A 17,380-nucleotide genomic window follows, 5' to 3' on the forward strand; every position below is an offset into this window, starting at 1 on the left:
CGGAAGACTACCGAGACCGCCTAAACGCAGCAAACGAATGCGATTGGCTCAGGCAGCCTGCGCGGTACACTCCTGCCAAAACGCCGGCAGCAGGTGCGACGAAACGGTCATGAAGTTTGGGATCGCTCAGCGCAGCGGGATCAGCCCAGGCAAGTCGCGCATGTCGGCAAAGAGGATGCCGCCCGCCTTTTCCAGCCCTTGGGGGTCGGAGTGTGGATCGCCGTGGTAGGAGAAGACCCGCATGCCGGCGGCAATACCGGCCCTGGTGCCGGCCACCGAATCCTCGATGACGATGCAATCGGCCGGCTCAACACCCATTTCCCTGGCCGCATGCAGGAACAGGTCCGGGAACGGTTTCGAGCGTCCGACCATGGTGGAACTGAACATGGCGTGTTCGAACAGCGGAAGCAGCCCGGTGACGCCGAGCGTAATGTGCATCTTGGAAACGCGCGCCGAGGAAGCGACACAATAGGGAATGTCGGCCGCGCGCACGGCATCGATCACGCCGCGCACATGGGGGATTTCGTCGACGCCTTTCGCAAAAAGCTCCGGCAGGCCGACGTTCCAGCGATCAGCGAAATCCTCGCCGAGATCGATGCCTGCCACTTCGAGGATCTCGTTGCGCACGGAGATCATCGAACGGCCGGAAAAGTGCTTGCGGCAATAGTTGAAATCGACCGGATAGCCGGCCTCGGTAAGCCACAGCGCCAGGCGTTCATTGGCCATGTTCTCGGTATCGACGCAGGATACCGTCACAGTCGAAGATGACCAGGCCCGGCAGCACCATCAGGCCGTTCCGGTCGATCCGAAACCACCGCCGCCGCGATCGGTGCCACCGGCGAGACTGCGTTCCTCGGAACGGACCTGCACGACGGGCGCGAAGACGATCTGGGCGATGCGCATGCCGCGCTCGACGTAGAACTCTTCGTCGCCATGGTTGATCAGCAGCACCTTGACCTCGCCGCGGTAATCACTGTCGACCGTGCCGGGCGTGTTGAGACAGGTGATGCCATGTTTCAGCGCAAGGCCGGAACGGGGGCGAACCTGGCCTTCGAGGCCCTCGGGGATTTCCATTACCAGCCCGGTCGGCACCAGGGCGCGGCGGCCGGGCAGGATGAGCAGCGGCCGATCCTCGGGAACGGCAGCCCTGAGATCCATGCCGGCGGCGCCGGCACTTTCATAGGCCGGCAGCGCCAGCCCCTCGCCATGCGGCAGGCGGACGAAACCGACCGTCTGGCCGAAGACGGATTGATTTTGAGGTGTCGGGTGCATGGCGCGATCCTATCGGGCGAGCCGCGCGGTTAGTCAACCGGTTACCCGTGTTTCAACGCGAATCTTTCACCGACTGCCAGGCTTTGACAGCCGAGCTCGAAAAGACAGCAGGCCGACAAGGGTCACAAGCGCAAAAGCAGCGCCGGCCAGGAAGGTGGCCTGCGGTCCGATCTGATCCCAGAGGAAACCGGCCACCACGCTGGCGACCAGCAGGGCGACGCCCGTGATCAGGTTGAACACGCCAAAGGCGGTACCGCGCAACTCCGCCGGTGCCGCATCGGCGATCAACGTTGCCAGCAGGCCTTGTGTGAAACCCATGTGCAGCCCCCACAGAGCGACGCCGATGAGCAGACCCGGGATGTCGGGGACCAGGGCGAGCACGAGGTCGGCGACCACCAGAAGCATAAGGCCGACGGCCAGAAGCACCGGCCGGCTGACACGATCGGCAAACACACCGACCGGATAGGCCGACAGCGAGTAGGCCAGATTCATCACCACCAGCACGATCGGCACGAGCGCCAACGACAGGCCGATCGACTGCGCGCGCAGGATCAGGAAGGCCTCGCTGAAACGGGCGAGCGTAAAGACGGTCGCGACTGCCACGACCAGCCAGAAGGTCGCGTCCAGTAGGCGCAGCTCCGAGCGCCTGAGCGGCATGCGAACCTTGCGCAGGCCGGCCGGCCGCTCAGGTTCCTTCACTGCGACGATGATGAGGAAGACGGCGAAAAAGGCCGGGATGACGGCGATCCAGAAAACTGCCTGGAAATGATCCGCGGTCGCCCACATCAGCACGATGGCCAGCAGCGGGCCGATGAAAGCGCCAATGGTGTCGAGCGACTGCCGCAGGCCGAAGCCGGCGCCGCGCTGTTCCGGCGGCGTGATGTCGGCGATCAGCGCATCGCGCGGAGCACCACGAATGCCCTTGCCGATGCGGTCAATGAAACGAGCGGCGACCAGCCAGCCGATCGACGGCGCCAGCGGAAAGACCGGCTTGGTGATCGCAGCCAGCCCATAACCGAGCGCCGCCAGCATCTTGCGTTTGCCGAGCCAGTCGCTGAGCGCTCCCGAAAACACCTTGGTGATCGAGGCGGTGGCTTCGGCGATGCCTTCGATGATACCGACGGTCAGGCTGGAGGTGCCGAGCACCGCAACCATGTAGACAGGCAGCAGCGCGTGGATCATCTCCGAGGAGATATCCATGAACATTGATACGAAACCGAGCGCCCAGACGCCGGCCGGGAGACTCCGACGGGGTGCCGGACCGCCGGTAGTATCGTTCGTCTCAACGGTTCTCGTCATGGGCCTCGAAGACTCGTTTGGCGTAGCTGTCCAGCAGAGCCTCGCAGGCACGCAGGCGTTCCGCTGCTTCCTCGGCCAGCGGCGCTTCGTAGAAGTCGAGTTTGCGAATTTTCTCGAGCCAGCCCTGAAGCTTCCTGAGATCCGCGTCCTCTTCGTCCAGCTCGGCGTAGGTGAACTTGCTGATGGCGACTTCCTTGGCGATCTCGGCCTCGAAATCCGCGCAGCGGCCCAGAAACTCACGATACTGGTCGTCGCGATCGGCGCGGAAGCGCTGCACGACCTTGTCCTCCTGCGCGCGATCCAGAGCCACGGTCTCCAGAATGACGGACTCGCCCGCCATTTCGAGGATGTCGTTCTCGATCATCTTCAGGCGGCGGATGTGATCGTCGGTCCTGGGCAGCAGGCAGACACCGTTCTGCAGATAGACCGCGCCCATGCCTTTCAGCTTCCGCCACAGCGCAATACGCTTCGTCGCCGGTTCGGGCGGCACCTTATAGGTCAGCAGGAGCCAGGAAAGGGAAACCATGGTTGAGTCCAGATGTTACTGCTGTAACATACAGACATTAACCGTGGCAGTCGAGGCCGCGATCCGGCGCTAGCGAATCTCCACCGGGACGACGGTCGTTTCCTTGATTTCCTCCATGACGAAGGAAGCCGACACGTCGGACAACGGCACCTTGGCGATCAGGCGCTGGTAGAGCCGGTCGTAGGCCTTCACGTCGGCGACGCGGGCGCGAAGCACGTAGTCGAGATCGCCGGACATGCGGTAGACACCGGTGATCTCGGGAAAGGACGTCACCGCCATGCGGAACCTGGCCAACCAGTCCGGATCATGGCTGGAGGTGCGCACGATGATGAACACGGAAAGACCAAGGCCGAGCTTGTCGGCATCGACCAGCGCGACCCGGCCGGTAACGACGCGCTCGTCCTCCAGTCTTTTGACCCGGCGCCAGCAGGCGTTGCGGGACAGGCCGACCCGTTCCGAGAGCTGGTCGACCGACAACGTGCCGTCGCGCTGCAGTTCGGCCAGGATTCTTCGATCGATCGTATCGAGTTCATGGGTCATTTTGGGATGATTGTCCCAATCGAGAATGCCTGGCAAGGACAAATTGGGATCAAAGTCCCGAGATTGCATGGGACGATGGCGCAAAGATGGGAGAATCACCATGACGACGCGCATCGCCCGCCTGTTCACCGACCACCCGCATTCGGTCGATGAAAGCTATTTCGAACACATGCGCTTCGCCGGCTGGTTCGCCAGCAGACTGTTCATGGCCGGCGGCGCGGCGCTCATTCATGCTTTCTTACCCTTCCTGTTCGAAACTACGGCAAGCGGGATCATCCGCCAGCTTTACGAGCGCACGCACAACCGGCGTCCGCAGGCGTGATCCAGAAACTGGCTGGAGCCAGCGTGCCTGAAGGGCGTTGAAACATGTGCCGATGGGCGGCCTATCTCGGTGAAGACGTCTTCCTGGAAGACATCGTCAGCGCGCCTTGTCATTCGTTGATCGCGCAGAGCCATTGCGCGCAGGAGGCAAAATCACCGACCAATGGCGACGGTTTCGGGCTTGCCTGGTATGGCGGCCGCGCTGAACCGGGTCTCTACCGTGACATCCTGCCGGCCTGGTCCGATCCCAATCTCAAGAGCCTGTGCAGGCAGATCCGCTCCGGCCTGTTCCTGGCGCATGTGCGCGCCTCGACCGGTGGCGCCACCAGCCGCGCCAACTGCCACCCCTTTGTTTCCGGTCACTGGTCGTTCATGCACAATGGCCAGATCGGCGGCTTCGACCGCATTCGGCGCACGCTCGAAGCGACTTTGCCGGACGCGCTTTATGACCAGATCGAAGGCACGACCGATTCCGAACTGTTCTTCTTCCTGATGGTGGACGAGGGGCTGGAAAGCGATCCGCAAAGCGCGCTGGAAAAGGCGACCAGACGCGTGCTCGACGCTGCCCGGCGGGCGGGTGTCGATCCGGCGTTGAAACTGACCGCCGCGTTCTCCGACGGCGAGGCAGTGCATGCCGTGCGCTATTCCACCGATGGCCAGGCGCCGACGCTCTATACGTCGGCGTTTCACGGCGGCCGTTGCATCGTCTCTGAGCCGTTCGATTGCGAAGGAGCCGAATGGCAGGCCATCCCGCCGGCGAGTTTCGTCACCATGACGAAGGCCGGGATAACCATCCAGTCCTTTACACCCGCCGCCGAGACGCTTCCCATCGCGGCCGAATAGGCCGACCAGACCGCACTCCGTCAGCCGGCTAGTTTGACTGTTCCATACGGATTGAACTTGAATTCGTCCTCCGCATATTGGGATTCGAACGAAAGACTTGCACCGCGTTTCTTAAGGATCGCCTCGAGCCCCTGTGTGGCAATCTCATCGGCGACGGCGTCCATGGTCGCGACAGCCTCGCGCTCGCTGGCCTGGGATATCGGCACATAGACCTCCGGCAATCCGACGAGGTGGAAGCCGACACTTTCCAGATAGCCCCGGGCCGACAAAGGGCGCTTGGCGAAGGCAAGCCGCCCGATCCGCCTTTGTCCGAGAGCATCGTCCGCCTTCAAGGCTGCAGCGCCCTGGAGTGCAAGCTGTTTCCAGCGAACCAGCCCATGCGCTATGCCGGCGCTCTCGCCTTTGACGGCCACGGCACCCTTGTCGATCATGTGGTCGACAAGGAACAAGGCTCCGATGGTAACGGTGACCGCATTGCTTTTCGTCATCGGCGGGCCGAGCACGTAGAGAACGGATTGATGGCTGGCGACGGCAGCTTCGTCAGCTTCCGTCCAGGCACCTGGCTCGACCCGATCCCAGCAGACATTGAAGGATTCAACCATCCGATTGTCCGGTTCGGGCTGGGAATAGGCTTCATCTGCGATGAATCCGTCGGCGAAATCCCGAACGGCACTCGACGCCGCATCCAGCAAGGGGCTCAAATCGCGATCCTTGCCAAGAAAGCAAAGGACGTGGCGCGGTTTGACAGCTTCGGTTTCGGATGGTTCTGTCGGGCTCTCTCCCACTCCGGACGTCGCCGCAAACGAAGTTCGCCAGGCAGGCAATGCTCCAATCAGGCCCAGAAGCGCGCGCCGCTTTGTGTCCAAGAACTTTTTCTCCCAACGTTCAATCACGCACGATCTGGCCCGACACTTTGCCCGTGCCGACAAAAGGGCACCATAAAACCGCAGTCGCAAAAGGGTTTCGGATTTCATCCTTCCAACGTCACCCGGCATGTTATAGCCGGAGGCTAACAAGCGTAAGGAGGCAGGAGTGGCCGAAAAACTCATCCTGGCGTCAGGCAGCCCTTTTCGGCTGGCCATGCTGAAGAATGCCGGCATCGATGTCGAAGCGGTACCGGCCAATGTCGACGAGCGCGCGCTGGAGGCGCCGCTCAAGGACAGCGGCGCTTCGCCGGAGGATGTGGCGATGATCCTGGCCGAAGCCAAGGCGACCGAAGTGAGCGAGCGATTGCCGGGAGCCCTGGTGCTGGGCTGCGACCAGACACTGTCGCTGGGCGACGAGGTGTTCCACAAGCCAGCCGACATGGAAGGGGCGCGCCGCCATCTGCTGGCTTTGTCAGGCAAGACACATCAGCTGAACAGTGCCGCCGTGCTGGTGCGCAACGGCGCGGTGTTGTGGCGCCATGTCGGCGTCGCCAATCTCACCATGCGCAAGCTCGATCCCGCCTTCATCGGCCGCCATCTGGCGCGGGTCGGCGCGAAAGCGCTCTCGAGCGTCGGCGCCTACCAGATCGAAGGTGAAGGCATCCAGCTGTTCGAAAAGGTCGAAGGCGACCATTTCACCATCGTCGGCCTGCCGCTGCTGCCACTGCTGACCGAACTCAGGTCCCTCGGTGCCATCGATGGCTGAAATGAAAAAGGCCTTCGTGATCGGCCATCCGATCGCGCATTCGCGTTCACCGAAAATACACGGCCATTGGCTGAAGGCCTACGGCATCGCCGGCAGCTACGAAGCGATCGATGTCATGCCGGGCGATCTGCCTGCGTTCCTGTCTGCGTTTGGGGAGAATGGCTTCAATGGTGGCAACGTCACCATCCCGCACAAGGAAGCCGTGTTCGCGGTCGTCAAACGCCGGGACGCGGCAGCAGAACAGATCGGCGCCATCAATACGCTGTGGACGGAGGACGGCGAGCTCCGCGGCGGCAACACCGATGCGCATGGCTTCGCCGCGAATCTCGACGAATACGCACCGGGCTGGGCCGGCAACGGCCCCGCCGTGGTGCTGGGCGCCGGCGGCGCTGCGCGTGCCATCATACACGCCCTGAAGGAACGCGGCGTCAGCGACATCCGCATCGTCAACCGCACGAAAGCGCGCGCAGTGGAACTGCGCGATCAGTTCGGTGCTGGCGTTTCTGCGCATGGCAGCGAGGCGACCGATGAGTTGAATGCCGATGCCGGACTGCTGATCAACACCACCGCGCTCGGCATGCACGGCAATGAGGGCCTGCCTGCCGACCCCGCCGGCCTGCCCGCCCATGCCATCGTCACCGATATCGTCTATGTGCCGCTGGAAACGCCGCTGCTTGCCGCAGCCAGGCGGCGCGGTCTGAAAACGGTCAATGGTCTGGGCATGCTGCTGCATCAGGCGGTGCCTGTTTTCGAACGCTGGTTCGGCCGGCGGCCGGAGGTCACGCCGGAACTGCGCGACCTTGTCGTTGCGGATCTGGGAGCCAGCCATTGATCGTCCTCGGCCTCACCGGCTCCATCGGCATGGGCAAATCAACCGCCGCGAAGATGTTCCGCGAAGCCGGCGTGCCGGTGCATGATTCGGACGAGGCGGTGCACCGGCTCTACTCCGGCAAGGCGACAGCTTTGATCGAAGCGGCCTTTCCAGGCGTGACACGGGACGGCACCGTGGATCGCACGCTGCTTGGCCAGCGCGTGCTGGGCGATGCAGCCGCGCTCAAGACGCTGGAAGACATTATCCACCCACTGGTGCGCGCCGAAGCCGACGCCTTTCTAGGCCTCCAAAGAGAAGCTGGAAAACCGCTTGCCGTGCTCGACATTCCGCTGCTGTTCGAAACCGGCGGCCGTGGCCGCGTCGACAAGGTCGTGGTGGTGAGCGCACCCGTGGAGCAGCAGCGTCGACGCGTGCTGGCGCGCCCCGGCATGACCGAAGAGAAGTTCGAATCAATTCTCGCCAAACAGGTCCCGGACGCCGAAAAGCGGCGGCTGGCAGACTATGTGGTCGATACCGGCACCAGCTTTGACGTCACCCGGGCGGCCATCCGGGCGATCATCGCCGAGCTATCGGGGGAAAATGGCAGCAATCACGCCAGGTGATCTTGCGGGAAAGCCGGCCGGACTCCATTTTCGTTCCGAACGAACAAGCGCCGAGATCTCATGGAACGGGATGCTCAGGCCGCGGAGCGTCGCGATGCGCGAAATCATCTTCGATACGGAAACAACCGGGCTTGATGCGCGCGAGGACCGCATCATCGAGCTCGGCTGTATCGAACTGGTCAACCGCTTCCCGACCGGCAACACCTTCCACCACTACATCAATCCGGAAGGCCGCATGATCAATGCGGAGGCTGAAGCCGTGCACGGCATCAGCGCGGCACAGCTGGTTGGCAAGCCGACCTTCTCGGAAATTGCCGATCTCTTCCTGACCTTCATCGATGGCGCCAAGCTGATCGCGCACAATGCCGGCTTCGACATGGGCTTCATCAACGCCGAATTCGCGCGGCTCGGCCATCCCGCCGTCGGCGCGGATCGCGTGATAGACACGCTGGCGCTGGCGCGCCGCAAGCATCCGATGGGTCCCAATTCGCTGGACGCGCTTTGCCGTCGCTACGGCATCGACAACAGCCATCGCACCAAGCACGGTGCGCTGCTCGATTCCGAACTTCTGGCGGAAGTCTATGTCGAGCTGATCGGCGGCAAGCAGGCTGCGCTTGGCCTGGATGGCGGACTGTCCCAGGCCGGACGCCGTGGCGGCTCCGAGGTCGAACTCACCATCGCCATGCGGCCGGTTCCGCTGGCCTCGCGGCTTACCGAGGCCGAGCGGGAGGCCCACAGACGGCTGGTCGAATCGCTCGGCGAAAAGGCGCTGTGGGTGAAATTCGCCGGCGAGAGCTCGGAAGCAGCCGAATAGTTCGGGGCGACAAATCGAATCAAACAAAAAACCCGGCGCGAAGCCGGGTTTTTCATTGGGAACCGAGACAGCGCTTAGCTGACCATCACCTTGGAAGCGGCCTGGTCTTCGGCCAGTTTCTGCTGGAACATCTGCGCAAAGTCGATCGGATCGAGCATCAGCGGCGGGAAACCACCGTTGCGGGTCGCATCCGAGATGATCTGGCGGGCGAACGGGAACAGCAGGCGCGGGCATTCGATGAACAGGATCGGCAGCATGTGCTCCTGCGGGAAGCCGGCAATGTTGAAGACGCCGCCATAGACCAGCTCGACGTTGAACAGCACTTCCTTGTCGAAGGAAGCCTTGGCGTTCAGCGTCAGGTTGACGTCGAACTGCTCGTCGGACAGTGGATTGGCGTTGACATTGACGCTGATGGCGATGCCCGGAGCCTTGTCACGGCCGCGCAGCGAATTCGGCGCACCGGGGCTTTCGAACGAAAGGTCCTTCACATACTGGGCCAGAACGTTCAGCGTCGGCTGCGCTCCGTTGCCGTTGCTTGCCTGCGCTTCATTGTTGTCGGCCATGAGCCAAAATCCCCTTGTTGGACCGTCCGGCCCCTATTGAAATCGGGCGTTGGCTATCACGGCAGGCGCTTCAAGACAAGATTTGGCGCCTGTTCATTCATCCTTGAGCCGTCGCCAGGGCGAATTCGGGTTGGGATCGCGCGAAAAATCCTCGGTATCGAGATCGATCGTTTTCTCGCGCTGGCGCGGCCTGAAACCACCTTCACCGAAGGAAGACACCACCGAAACGCGGGACTTGAGGAAACGCCAGGCGAAGTCGCGCACAGCAGGAACCAGGAAAACCAGGCCGATGATGGAGGTGATGAAACCCGGCACCATCAGGAGAAGCGCCGAAAAGATCGTCATCGCGCCATGCGCCAGCGGGCGGCTCGGATCGCGCCCGGCCTCAATTTCGGCGCGGGCATTGACCATCGTGCTGAAACCCTGGCGCTTCAGCAGCATGGCACCGGCAATGGTCGAAGCGAGCACAAGGGCCACCGTGGCCAGCGCGCCGACCTGTTTGCCGACCACGACAAAGCCGGCGATCTCCAGCAAAGGAAGCGCCAGCACGAAGAAGGGGAGAAAGGAAGTACGCAAAACCCGCCCAATCGTTGTATGTTTAGCCAAGCGACCAATCGCCGCTACTGTCCGGGTTCTGAAATTCGCTACAGCCTGATATCGGGTGCTGAGCGAACTTTGAAATCGCGACACTGGCATTCACTATACCAAATAGGTATGCGCTGCTTGCGTTTGAATGATGGCGCTGCACGTTCTATATGGTTTTATAGTTTGGTGATCAGTCGCGAACCGGAGGCGCGACCGGTTGAGTTGGTAGGCCGCTTCGAGGGTGATTGGCACAGCACATGGCATTTTTCGACTTCGGCACGATATTCTTCCTGGTCGCAGCGGTGGTGATCTTCTTCCAGCTGCGCAATGTGCTTGGCCGCCGTACCGGCAATGAACGTCCGCCGTTCGACCCCTATACGGCGAGCCGTACGCGCGACAAGGATGCCGCCAAGCCTTCCGAGAACGTTGTATCGCTGCCGCGCAAACGCGCACCGGGCGATGCACCGGCGCCCGACGCCTATGCCGCCATCGATGCCTTCGCCAAGCCGGACACCGATCTCAACAAGGGCCTGCGCGCCATCAAGGACGCGGACGGCAGCTTCGAGCCGAAGGGTTTCGTCGACGGCGCCAAGATGGCCTACGAGATGATCGTGATGGCTTATGCCGACGGCGACCGCAAAACGCTTAAGAACCTGCTGTCGCGCGAGGTCTATGACGGTTTCGTCGCCGCCATCGGCGAACGCGAGGCCAAGTCGGAGAAGATCCAGTCTTCCTTCGTCGGCATCGACAAGGCCGACATCGTTCTGGCTGAAATGAAGGGTTCGGAAGCCCACGTCACGCTGCGCATTGTCAGCGAGCTGATTTCGGCCACGCGCGACAAGGCCGGCACCGTCATCGACGGCGATCCTGAAACCGTCGCCGAGGTCAAGGACGTCTGGACCTTCGCTCGCGACACCCGTTCGCGCGATCCGAACTGGAAGCTTGTCGCCACCGAGGAAGAAGATTGAGTTCCGCAGGTGCCGCTGTCGCCACTCCTTTCGGCGCGATCCTATGACGATCTGCCCGGCTGGGCCGACGACGAGCATCTTGCGGCCTTTGAAGCTTTCCGTCGCTCTGCCTTCCACGTTCCGATAAAGCCATACCGCAGCGGATCTCTCGGCATCGATTTCGCGGCTTTCGAACCGGCCTACGAGGCTGCGCGGGCCGCTCCACCGACCAGCAACGCCGAGGCACGGGTGTTCTTTGAACATCATTTCGCCCCGGCCCATGTTTCCCCCGACAATGATGCCGGTCTGGTCACGGGTTTTTACGAGCCCGTGGTCGAGGCTTCTCCGGTGCCAAGCGAACGCTATCGCTGGCCGTTGCTGGCGCGCCCTGCCGATCTGATCGACATCGACGATAAAAACCGGCCTTCCGGCATGGACCCTTACCTGGCATTCGCCCGCCAGACGGCGGATGGACCCGTGGAATACCACGACCGCAGCGCGATCGAAGGCGGAGCACTTGCCGGGCAGGGGCTCGAGATCGCCTGGTTTGCCGACAAGGTCGATGTCTTCTTCATCCATGTGCAGGGTGCGGCCAGGCTCGACATGACCGATGGGCGGCAACTGCGCGTCACCTATGCCGCAAAGTCCGGCCAGCGTTTCACCGGACCGGGTCGCGTGCTCGCCGATACGGGCGAAATCCCGCTGGAAAAGGTGACGATGCAGTCGATACGCGCCTGGTTCAAGACGAACCCGGATCGTATCGATGAAATTCTCTGGCAGAACCGCTCCTTCATCTTTTTCCGCCCGGCTGCGGTGGACGATCCGCAACTGGGGCCGATCGCCGCGGCGAAGGTACCGCTCTCGGCAGGCCGTTCGATGGCGGTGGACCGTCTGCTGCACACATTCGGCACGCCGTTTTATGTCGATGCGCCGACCCTCAGGGCTTTTGACGGCGAACCGTTCCGGCGGTTGATGATCGCGCAGGATACGGGCTCCGCCATCACCGGCCCGGCGCGCGGCGACCTGTTCGCTGGTTCCGGCGATGCCGCCGGCGAGATCGCCGGCGTGATCCGCAACGCGGCTGATTTCTATGCGCTGGTGCCTCGTTCGCTGCTCGGAGGAGCAGCGGGATGAGCCGGCGCCGCGACCAGGGTCTTTCCGAAGAAGATCGTGTCCTGTGGAATCTCGTCGCGCGCTCGGCCAAGCCGCTCAAAGGCAAGTCAATCGTCGAGCCCGCGGACGCGATCGAACCGAAACCGCCGCAAAAAGAGCCTGCCCCGGCCAACATCGTTGCCGCGGCGCCCGCCAAGCCGAAAGCGCAGCCCGTGCGCCACAGCCTCGACGAGCCGACACTGGACAAGCTGTCCAAGGGCAGGCTGCCGATCGAAGGCCGTGTCGACCTGCACGGCATGACGCAGGAAGAAGCCTATTCGCTGCTTTTCTCCTTCCTCCACCGCGCACACGCCAACGGCGTGCGCTTTGTGCTGGTCATCACCGGCAAGGGCTCGTCCTCCGGGGGTGACGGTATCCTGAAACGCTCGGTGCCGGCATGGCTTTCGACGCCCGCCTTCCGGATGCTGGTTTCCAGCCACGATCACGCCGCCCGGCATCACGGCGGTGCCGGCGCACTTTACGTACGCCTGCGGCGGACCCGACCATGACCCCGCTCGGTGAACGCATCCGTGTGCTGCGCGAGGAACGCGGCGTCAGCCAGAAACAGATGGCCGCGGCGATCGGGGTGAGTGCCGCCTATCTGTCGGCACTCGAGCATGGCAAACGCGGCGTACCGAGCTGGCCGCTGATCCAGAAGATCATCGGCTATTTCAACATCATCTGGGATGACGCCGAGGACCTGCAGCGGCTGGCCGAAAACTCGCACCCCAAGGTGAAGATCGACACGGCCGGGCTGTCTCCGGCCGCGACCGAACTTGCCAACCTGCTCGCCGAAAGGATCGGCAAGATCAGCGACGCGGATATCCAGCGCGTCACGGCGCTGGTGCGTGAGATAAAACCCGCCTAGAGCAATTCCAGGAAAGTGCGCAGCGGTTTTTCCGTCCGGAATTGCGCAGAAACAAAGAGTTAGAGCGTTTCAGCGCTTCCGTGAAGAACGGAACCGCTCTACGCCGCCTTGTCGCGGACCTGGTAGTCCTTGATGGCGGCGAAACGGATCGCCTTCCACCGTTCGGCCTCGTAATTCAGCGAGAATTCGTGCTGCGCCAGGAAGACCGGATCATTGTCGAGGTCGCGGGCGATGTCGCCGCGATGCGCCTCGACGAAGCGCTGCAGGTCGAGCTTGTCTTCGGCGCTGATCCAGCGGCAGACCGAGAAGCGCGACATCTCGAAATCGACGGGCAGCGAATATTCGATGTTAAGGCGTTCCTTCAGCACGTCGATCTGCAGCGCACCGACCACACCGACAATGGCCGGCGAGCCGTCTTCCGGCTGGAACAGCTGAACCACGCCCTCCTCGGCCATCTGCTGCAGGGCCTCCTTCAGTTTCTTGGCTTTCATGGCATCGCCGAGACGCACACGGCGCAGGATTTCCGGCGCGAAGTTGGGCACGCCGCGAAACAGGATGTCCTCGCCTTCGGTCAGCGTGTCGCCGATGCGCAGCGTACCATGATTGGGGATGCCGACGACGTCGCCGGCATAGGCTTCGTCAGCGGTGATGCGCGAGCGCGCGAAGAAGAACTGCGGCGCGCTCAGCGACATCGGCTTGCCGGTGCGCACCAGCTTCGCCTTCATGCCGCGCTCCAATGTGCCCGAGCAGACCCGAACGAAGGCGATGCGGTCGCGATGGTTTGGATCCATGTTGGCCTGGATCTTGAAGACGAAAGACGTCATCTTCGGTTCCGTCGCTTCCACCTTGCGCGTATCGGCCTCCTGCGCGCGCGGCGCCGGGCCGAAGGCGCCGAGCGCCTCGATCAGGTCACGCACGCCGAAATTGCGCAGCGCCGAGCCGAAATAGACCGGCGTGAGATGACCCTGGCGGAAAGCGTCGAGATCGAATGGCCGGCACGCCTCACGCGCAAGTTCCAGTTCCTCGATAAAGGCCGGCCGGTCATTGTCCGGCAGCAGGCCCGCAGCGCGGTTGGAATCCGGCCCGTGAACCGGGGTGCGCTCGACTTCCTCGTCATTGCGGCGCACGGCGTTTTCGGCGAGGTGGTAGGTGCCGGCAAAAGTCTTGCCCTGACCGATCGGCCAGGTGATGGGGGCGGTGTCGAGCGCCAGCTTCTGTTCGATCTCATCGAGGATCTCGAACGTATCGCGCGCTTCACGGTCCATCTTGTTGACGAAGGTGATGATCGGGATGTCGCGCAGGCGGCACACTTCGAACAGCTTCAGCGTGCGCGGCTCGATACCCTTGGCGGCGTCGATGACCATGACGGCCGAGTCGACGGCCGAAAGCGTGCGATAGGTGTCGTCGGCGAAGTCCTCGTGACCTGGCGTGTCGAGCAGGTTGAAGACGTTGTCGCCATATTCGAAAGTCATCACCGAGGTGACGACCGAAATGCCGCGTTCGCGTTCGATCTTCATCCAGTCCGAACGGGTCTGGATGCGGTCCTTCTTGGCCTTGACCTCGCCGGCGAGCTGGATGGCGCCACCGAACAGCAGCAGCTTTTCGGTCAGTGTGGTCTTGCCGGCATCCGGGTGGGCGATGATCGCGAAAGTGCGGCGGCGGGCAACCGCCTTCTCGATTGTTTCGGTCATTTTACAGGAATTCCGTTCGTTGCGCCGGCTTCTAGCAGCGACAAACCCGCCTGTCGAACGGAAACGCGGCCTTGGTGCCGCACCCACCTAGCTCAGCGTGAGATCGAACCCGCTGGTGGCCAGGATCTCGCCATTGACGATCAGCTCGACGCGATGATGACCGGCATGGTGCTTGCGGGTGGTGAAGTCGCGAACGACCTGGCTGATGGAAAGTTCTGCCCTTGCCGCCGGCGCCAACTCGATCTCCTTCAGCTTGAACACCTTCTTCGAGGCCGTGCCCGCCTTCTTCACATAGTGGACGGCATAATCGATCACGAGCTTCTGGTTGTTGCTTGCCGTCGAGGCAATCCGCGCCTCAAGCACGATCCGCTCGCCAAGACGAATCCGGGACGGCGTCACCGCGAAATGCTCGACGTCGACCTCCGGCGTGCCTGTGCTGCCGATGAGCTGTAGAGCCCGCGCATCACCTTTCTTGATCAGCGTGCGCAGCGCATGCTTGACGATCCAGGCGGTGTGGGCGTTCTGCATATCCCAGCCGCCGACACGCTCAATGACCCGGTCTGGATTGTCTTTGGTGATGTCGTTGAGATGATTGGCCACAGATTTGCGGACATAGAGGCTGCTGTCGTTTTTCAGTGCTTCGAGGATGGGGGCCGTCGGCGCCGGGTCGCTGATCAGGGTTTTCAGGTTGAACGACCACGGCAGGCGTGGCCGCGAGCCTTCGCTGGCGAGTCGTCGCACATGCTCATTGTCGTCATGCGCCCAGCTGATCATCACAGCCAGCGTGCGCTCGAAATCGCGTGCCAGGAAATGACGGATCGCGAACTCCGCCGAACCATAGCGGGTGAAATTGTGCAACGCCCGCATGGAAAGATCGAAATGCTCCTGTCCGCACACCGCGACGAATTCGGAAAGGACGATCGAGGCAAAGCCATGATTGATGCGCGGGGCGAGCGCATCGAGGATCTCCAGTGCCTCGCCGTAACTGGCCGGCAGAGTTGCCTGGAAACCGACAGCGGTCTGACGTAGCCGCTGCATGATGCCGAGCGCGTCAAGATTGTCGGTGGCAAGCAGCAAAAACCGTTCGGCATCGAAACCCGGGGCGATCGCCGCGGTTTCACGTGCAAAATGGCTGAGCCGTGCCCTGTCGAAGATCTCCTTCAGCGCCGGCGCTGCCTGTACTTCCGTCATGCCTGTTTCGCCCTGTGCTGAGCCGTCAGTCCGCTGTAGTCCGGATCGCGGCGCCACGCCATCAGGCTTCCTGACACAGTCTGGCAGGAGAAATCCCTCACCAGCCGGATTGACGGCCCGAAATGGTCCAGCCTCAAGCTCTTTGGAGCTCGCGGGACCTTGTCGCAATCTCCGGGATCCAGTCTTGCAGCGCTGCGCCGATCGCATCGGCATGGTCTTCCTGCAGATAATGCGCGCCTGCTCCGAGATTGATGACGTCGCAGTTCGTCAACCGGGCCGCGAAGGCGCGCGCTGCTTCCGGGGAGACCAGCGCGCCGGGATCGCCGTGGAAGAGCAGCTTTGGAAAGGTGGACGCTCTCAGCGCGCGATGATCGTGCGCGCTGATGGCTGCGACATCCGCCGGTTTGCCCTCGATTGGCATGTCGTTGGGCAAGGCAAGGATCGGCTTGCGGGTCTCGGCCGTCGGGAATGGCGCCCGGTAGGCATCCATCTCATCCTCGGTCATCGTCCGCAGTACGGAGTTCGGCAACACGCGTTCGATGAAGATATTGTCGTCGAGCACCAGCTTGTCTCCCTGTCCTGGTGTACGGAACGCCCTGAACAGGTCGCGCGCCTGCGGCCGCTGGTGGAAGTCTTCCCAGCGCGCGAAAGGCTGGATGAATTCCATGAAGGCGAGCCCAAGCACCCGTTGCGGACGCCGCGCGGCGAAGTGGAAGGCAAGCGCCGTACCCCAATCCTGCGCCACCAGCACGATGTCGTCGAGGTTCATCCTTTCAACAAAGGCGTCGAGGTAGCGGACCTGGTCGAAGAAGCGGTAGCCGATATCGGGCTTGCCGGACTGGCCATAGCCGATCAGATCGGGGGCAATACACCGGCCAACCGGCGACACATGCGGTATGATGTTGCGCCAGATATAGGAGGAGGTTGGATTGCCGTGCAGGAACAGGACGGTCGGGCCTGCCTTGCCGGCTTCGACATAGCTCATCGTTGAATCGAGCACCGCCACCTCGTGACGTTCAAACTGCTGTTCGGTCATGGTGAAACGCCTCCAAAAACAGTTCCAAAAACGATCGTCTTGAACCGCTCGAGCGGTTCCGGGCTGCGTTCGACCTTCATGCGCAACATGGCACCCTGCCACGAGGAGAGCAGGAAATCGGCAAGGTCGACCGCGTTGAAGCGATCCGTGATCTGGCCGGCCGCCTGTCCCTGCACGATGCATTCAGCAAACGGTTCGCGCCAACGCTCGAAGATGGCGACCAGCTGCAGCCGAAGCGGCTCGCTGTGAACGACCGTCTCGAGGCTGAGATTGCCGATCATGCAGCCGCGTGACCAATCCGCCGCTTCCAGCCTGGAGGTGATGACATCGAGATACCGCCGCAGCCGCTTTACCGGCGGTGTGCCGTCCTCGGCCAATGCCTGCTCGACCAGCCCCGAGACATAGGCGAAGTAGCGGTCAAGCACCTCGCCGACAAAGGCTTCCTTGGATGGGAAGTGGTTGGTGAAGGAACCGGGCTTGGCTCCTGCCGCGGCAACGATATCGCGCACGCCTGCGGCGCTGTAACCGGCATCCCAGATGGTCTGGAAACCGGCGTCGAGAAGGTTTTCGCGGAGCGAGTGTCTAGCCATGTTCTGTTTAATACGTACGTACGTATTAAAGTCAAGGCGCTTATCTGAACCACCATGAAAGGCGTTGCCGAAGCCT

At 62.4% G+C, this 17,380-nt stretch carries 21 protein-coding genes and 1 pseudogene; 10 read left to right on the forward strand and 12 right to left on the reverse strand.

Going from position 1 to position 17,380, the window contains the following annotated elements; all coding sequences use genetic code 11:
* Positions 1-126: 126 nt before the first annotated feature.
* The 5 genes and pseudogenes from ACFJIU_RS26805 to ACFJIU_RS26825 all read right to left on the reverse strand — a co-directional run bounded on the left by ACFJIU_RS26805 (position 127) and on the right by ACFJIU_RS26825 (position 3,637).
* Positions 127-787: pseudogene (locus ACFJIU_RS26805) on the reverse strand (HAD family hydrolase).
* On the reverse strand, positions 787-1,272 hold the full coding sequence (gene dut / locus ACFJIU_RS26810) for a dUTP diphosphatase (RefSeq protein ID WP_379065099.1): 486 nt from the start codon (positions 1,270-1,272) through the stop codon (positions 787-789). The pseudogene ACFJIU_RS26805 and the gene dut overlap by 1 nt, the downstream one beginning before the upstream one ends.
* Before the next feature lie 66 nt (positions 1,273-1,338).
* A complete protein-coding gene (locus ACFJIU_RS26815; protein WP_379065101.1) occupies positions 1,339-2,571 on the reverse strand; it encodes an MFS transporter in 1,233 nt (410 codons plus the stop codon).
* Entirely contained in the window at positions 2,555-3,097 is a 543-nt protein-coding gene (locus tag ACFJIU_RS26820) for a Chromate resistance protein ChrB (protein ID WP_379065103.1), read from the reverse strand. The genes ACFJIU_RS26815 and ACFJIU_RS26820 overlap by 17 nt, the downstream gene beginning before the upstream one ends.
* Positions 3,098-3,166: 69 nt before the next feature.
* Positions 3,167-3,637, reverse strand: coding sequence for an Lrp/AsnC family transcriptional regulator (locus ACFJIU_RS26825; RefSeq protein WP_379065105.1), 471 nt, complete (start codon positions 3,635-3,637; stop codon positions 3,167-3,169).
* Between the two features lie 100 nt (positions 3,638-3,737).
* Between ACFJIU_RS26825 and ACFJIU_RS26830 the strand changes: the two genes are divergently transcribed.
* Together ACFJIU_RS26830 and ACFJIU_RS26835 are read left to right on the forward strand one after the other, a co-directional pair.
* The gene (locus tag ACFJIU_RS26830; RefSeq protein ID WP_129412364.1) at positions 3,738-3,959 is read left to right on the forward strand and encodes a DUF6356 family protein; all 222 of its coding nucleotides are present in this window, start codon (positions 3,738-3,740) and stop codon (positions 3,957-3,959) included.
* Positions 3,960-4,003: 44 nt separating this feature from the next.
* Positions 4,004-4,801, forward strand: coding sequence for a class II glutamine amidotransferase (locus ACFJIU_RS26835; protein ID WP_379065107.1), 798 nt, complete (start codon positions 4,004-4,006; stop codon positions 4,799-4,801).
* A 20-nt stretch (positions 4,802-4,821) separates the two neighbouring features.
* Here ACFJIU_RS26835 and ACFJIU_RS26840 read toward each other — a convergent pair whose 3' ends face one another.
* Positions 4,822-5,667, reverse strand: a complete 846-nt coding sequence (locus ACFJIU_RS26840; protein WP_379073235.1) for a hypothetical protein — start codon at positions 5,665-5,667, stop codon at positions 4,822-4,824.
* Positions 5,668-5,833: 166 nt separating this feature from the next.
* Here ACFJIU_RS26840 and ACFJIU_RS26845 point away from each other — a divergent pair, with 166 nt between their 5' ends.
* From ACFJIU_RS26845 to dnaQ, 4 genes are all read left to right on the forward strand, one after another.
* Positions 5,834-6,433 (forward strand): Maf-like protein, encoded by a 600-nt coding sequence (locus ACFJIU_RS26845; protein WP_379065109.1) that lies wholly within the window; start codon positions 5,834-5,836, stop codon positions 6,431-6,433.
* Complete coding sequence (locus ACFJIU_RS26850; RefSeq protein ID WP_379065111.1) at positions 6,426-7,265, forward strand: shikimate dehydrogenase; 840 nt, start codon at positions 6,426-6,428, stop codon at positions 7,263-7,265. The genes ACFJIU_RS26845 and ACFJIU_RS26850 overlap by 8 nt, the downstream gene beginning before the upstream one ends.
* Complete coding sequence (gene coaE / locus ACFJIU_RS26855; RefSeq protein WP_379065113.1) at positions 7,262-7,867, forward strand: dephospho-CoA kinase; 606 nt, start codon at positions 7,262-7,264, stop codon at positions 7,865-7,867. Before ACFJIU_RS26850 ends, coaE begins: the two co-directional genes overlap by 4 nt.
* 94 nt (positions 7,868-7,961) lie before the next feature.
* The gene (dnaQ, locus tag ACFJIU_RS26860; protein ID WP_379065115.1) at positions 7,962-8,681 is read left to right on the forward strand and encodes a DNA polymerase III subunit epsilon; all 720 of its coding nucleotides are present in this window, start codon (positions 7,962-7,964) and stop codon (positions 8,679-8,681) included.
* Between the two features lie 74 nt (positions 8,682-8,755).
* On the opposite strand, the gene secB is transcribed toward dnaQ, so the two are convergent.
* Both secB and ACFJIU_RS26870 read right to left on the reverse strand, forming a co-directional pair.
* A complete protein-coding gene (gene secB / locus ACFJIU_RS26865) occupies positions 8,756-9,244 on the reverse strand; it encodes a protein-export chaperone SecB (protein ID WP_129412371.1) in 489 nt (162 codons plus the stop codon).
* Positions 9,245-9,337: 93 nt separating this feature from the next.
* On the reverse strand, positions 9,338-9,820 hold the full coding sequence (locus ACFJIU_RS26870) for an FxsA family protein (protein ID WP_326892872.1): 483 nt from the start codon (positions 9,818-9,820) through the stop codon (positions 9,338-9,340).
* Positions 9,821-10,086: 266 nt separating this feature from the next.
* Here ACFJIU_RS26870 and ACFJIU_RS26875 point away from each other — a divergent pair, with 266 nt between their 5' ends.
* The 4 genes from ACFJIU_RS26875 to ACFJIU_RS26890 are packed head-to-tail and all read left to right on the forward strand — an operon-like array spanning position 10,087 to position 12,796.
* Positions 10,087-10,797, forward strand: coding sequence for a Tim44/TimA family putative adaptor protein (locus ACFJIU_RS26875; protein ID WP_379065118.1), 711 nt, complete (start codon positions 10,087-10,089; stop codon positions 10,795-10,797).
* Between the two features lie 9 nt (positions 10,798-10,806).
* Positions 10,807-11,910, forward strand: coding sequence for a murein transglycosylase A (locus tag ACFJIU_RS26880; RefSeq protein WP_379065120.1), 1,104 nt, complete (start codon positions 10,807-10,809; stop codon positions 11,908-11,910).
* Positions 11,907-12,437, forward strand: a complete 531-nt coding sequence (locus ACFJIU_RS26885) for a Smr/MutS family protein (RefSeq protein ID WP_379065122.1) — start codon at positions 11,907-11,909, stop codon at positions 12,435-12,437. Before ACFJIU_RS26880 ends, ACFJIU_RS26885 begins: the two co-directional genes overlap by 4 nt.
* Positions 12,434-12,796, forward strand: a complete 363-nt coding sequence (locus ACFJIU_RS26890; RefSeq protein WP_379065124.1) for a helix-turn-helix domain-containing protein — start codon at positions 12,434-12,436, stop codon at positions 12,794-12,796. Before ACFJIU_RS26885 ends, ACFJIU_RS26890 begins: the two co-directional genes overlap by 4 nt.
* A 98-nt stretch (positions 12,797-12,894) precedes the next feature.
* Here ACFJIU_RS26890 and ACFJIU_RS26895 read toward each other — a convergent pair whose 3' ends face one another.
* The 4 genes from ACFJIU_RS26895 to ACFJIU_RS26910 all read right to left on the reverse strand — a co-directional run bounded on the left by ACFJIU_RS26895 (position 12,895) and on the right by ACFJIU_RS26910 (position 17,304).
* Positions 12,895-14,487 (reverse strand): peptide chain release factor 3, encoded by a 1,593-nt coding sequence (locus ACFJIU_RS26895; protein ID WP_379065126.1) that lies wholly within the window; start codon positions 14,485-14,487, stop codon positions 12,895-12,897.
* 87 nt (positions 14,488-14,574) lie between these two features.
* On the reverse strand, positions 14,575-15,678 hold the full coding sequence (locus ACFJIU_RS26900) for a DNA alkylation repair protein (protein ID WP_379065128.1): 1,104 nt from the start codon (positions 15,676-15,678) through the stop codon (positions 14,575-14,577).
* Between the two features lie 133 nt (positions 15,679-15,811).
* Positions 15,812-16,714, reverse strand: coding sequence for a haloalkane dehalogenase (locus ACFJIU_RS26905; RefSeq protein WP_379065130.1), 903 nt, complete (start codon positions 16,712-16,714; stop codon positions 15,812-15,814).
* The gene (locus ACFJIU_RS26910) at positions 16,711-17,304 is read right to left on the reverse strand and encodes a TetR family transcriptional regulator C-terminal domain-containing protein (protein ID WP_379065132.1); all 594 of its coding nucleotides are present in this window, start codon (positions 17,302-17,304) and stop codon (positions 16,711-16,713) included. Before ACFJIU_RS26910 ends, ACFJIU_RS26905 begins: the two co-directional genes overlap by 4 nt.
* Positions 17,305-17,380 lie beyond the last annotated feature (76 nt).

The sequence above is a fragment of the Mesorhizobium sp. UC74_2 genome, assembly GCF_042701485.1.
GTDB lineage: Bacteria > Pseudomonadota > Alphaproteobacteria > Rhizobiales > Rhizobiaceae > Mesorhizobium.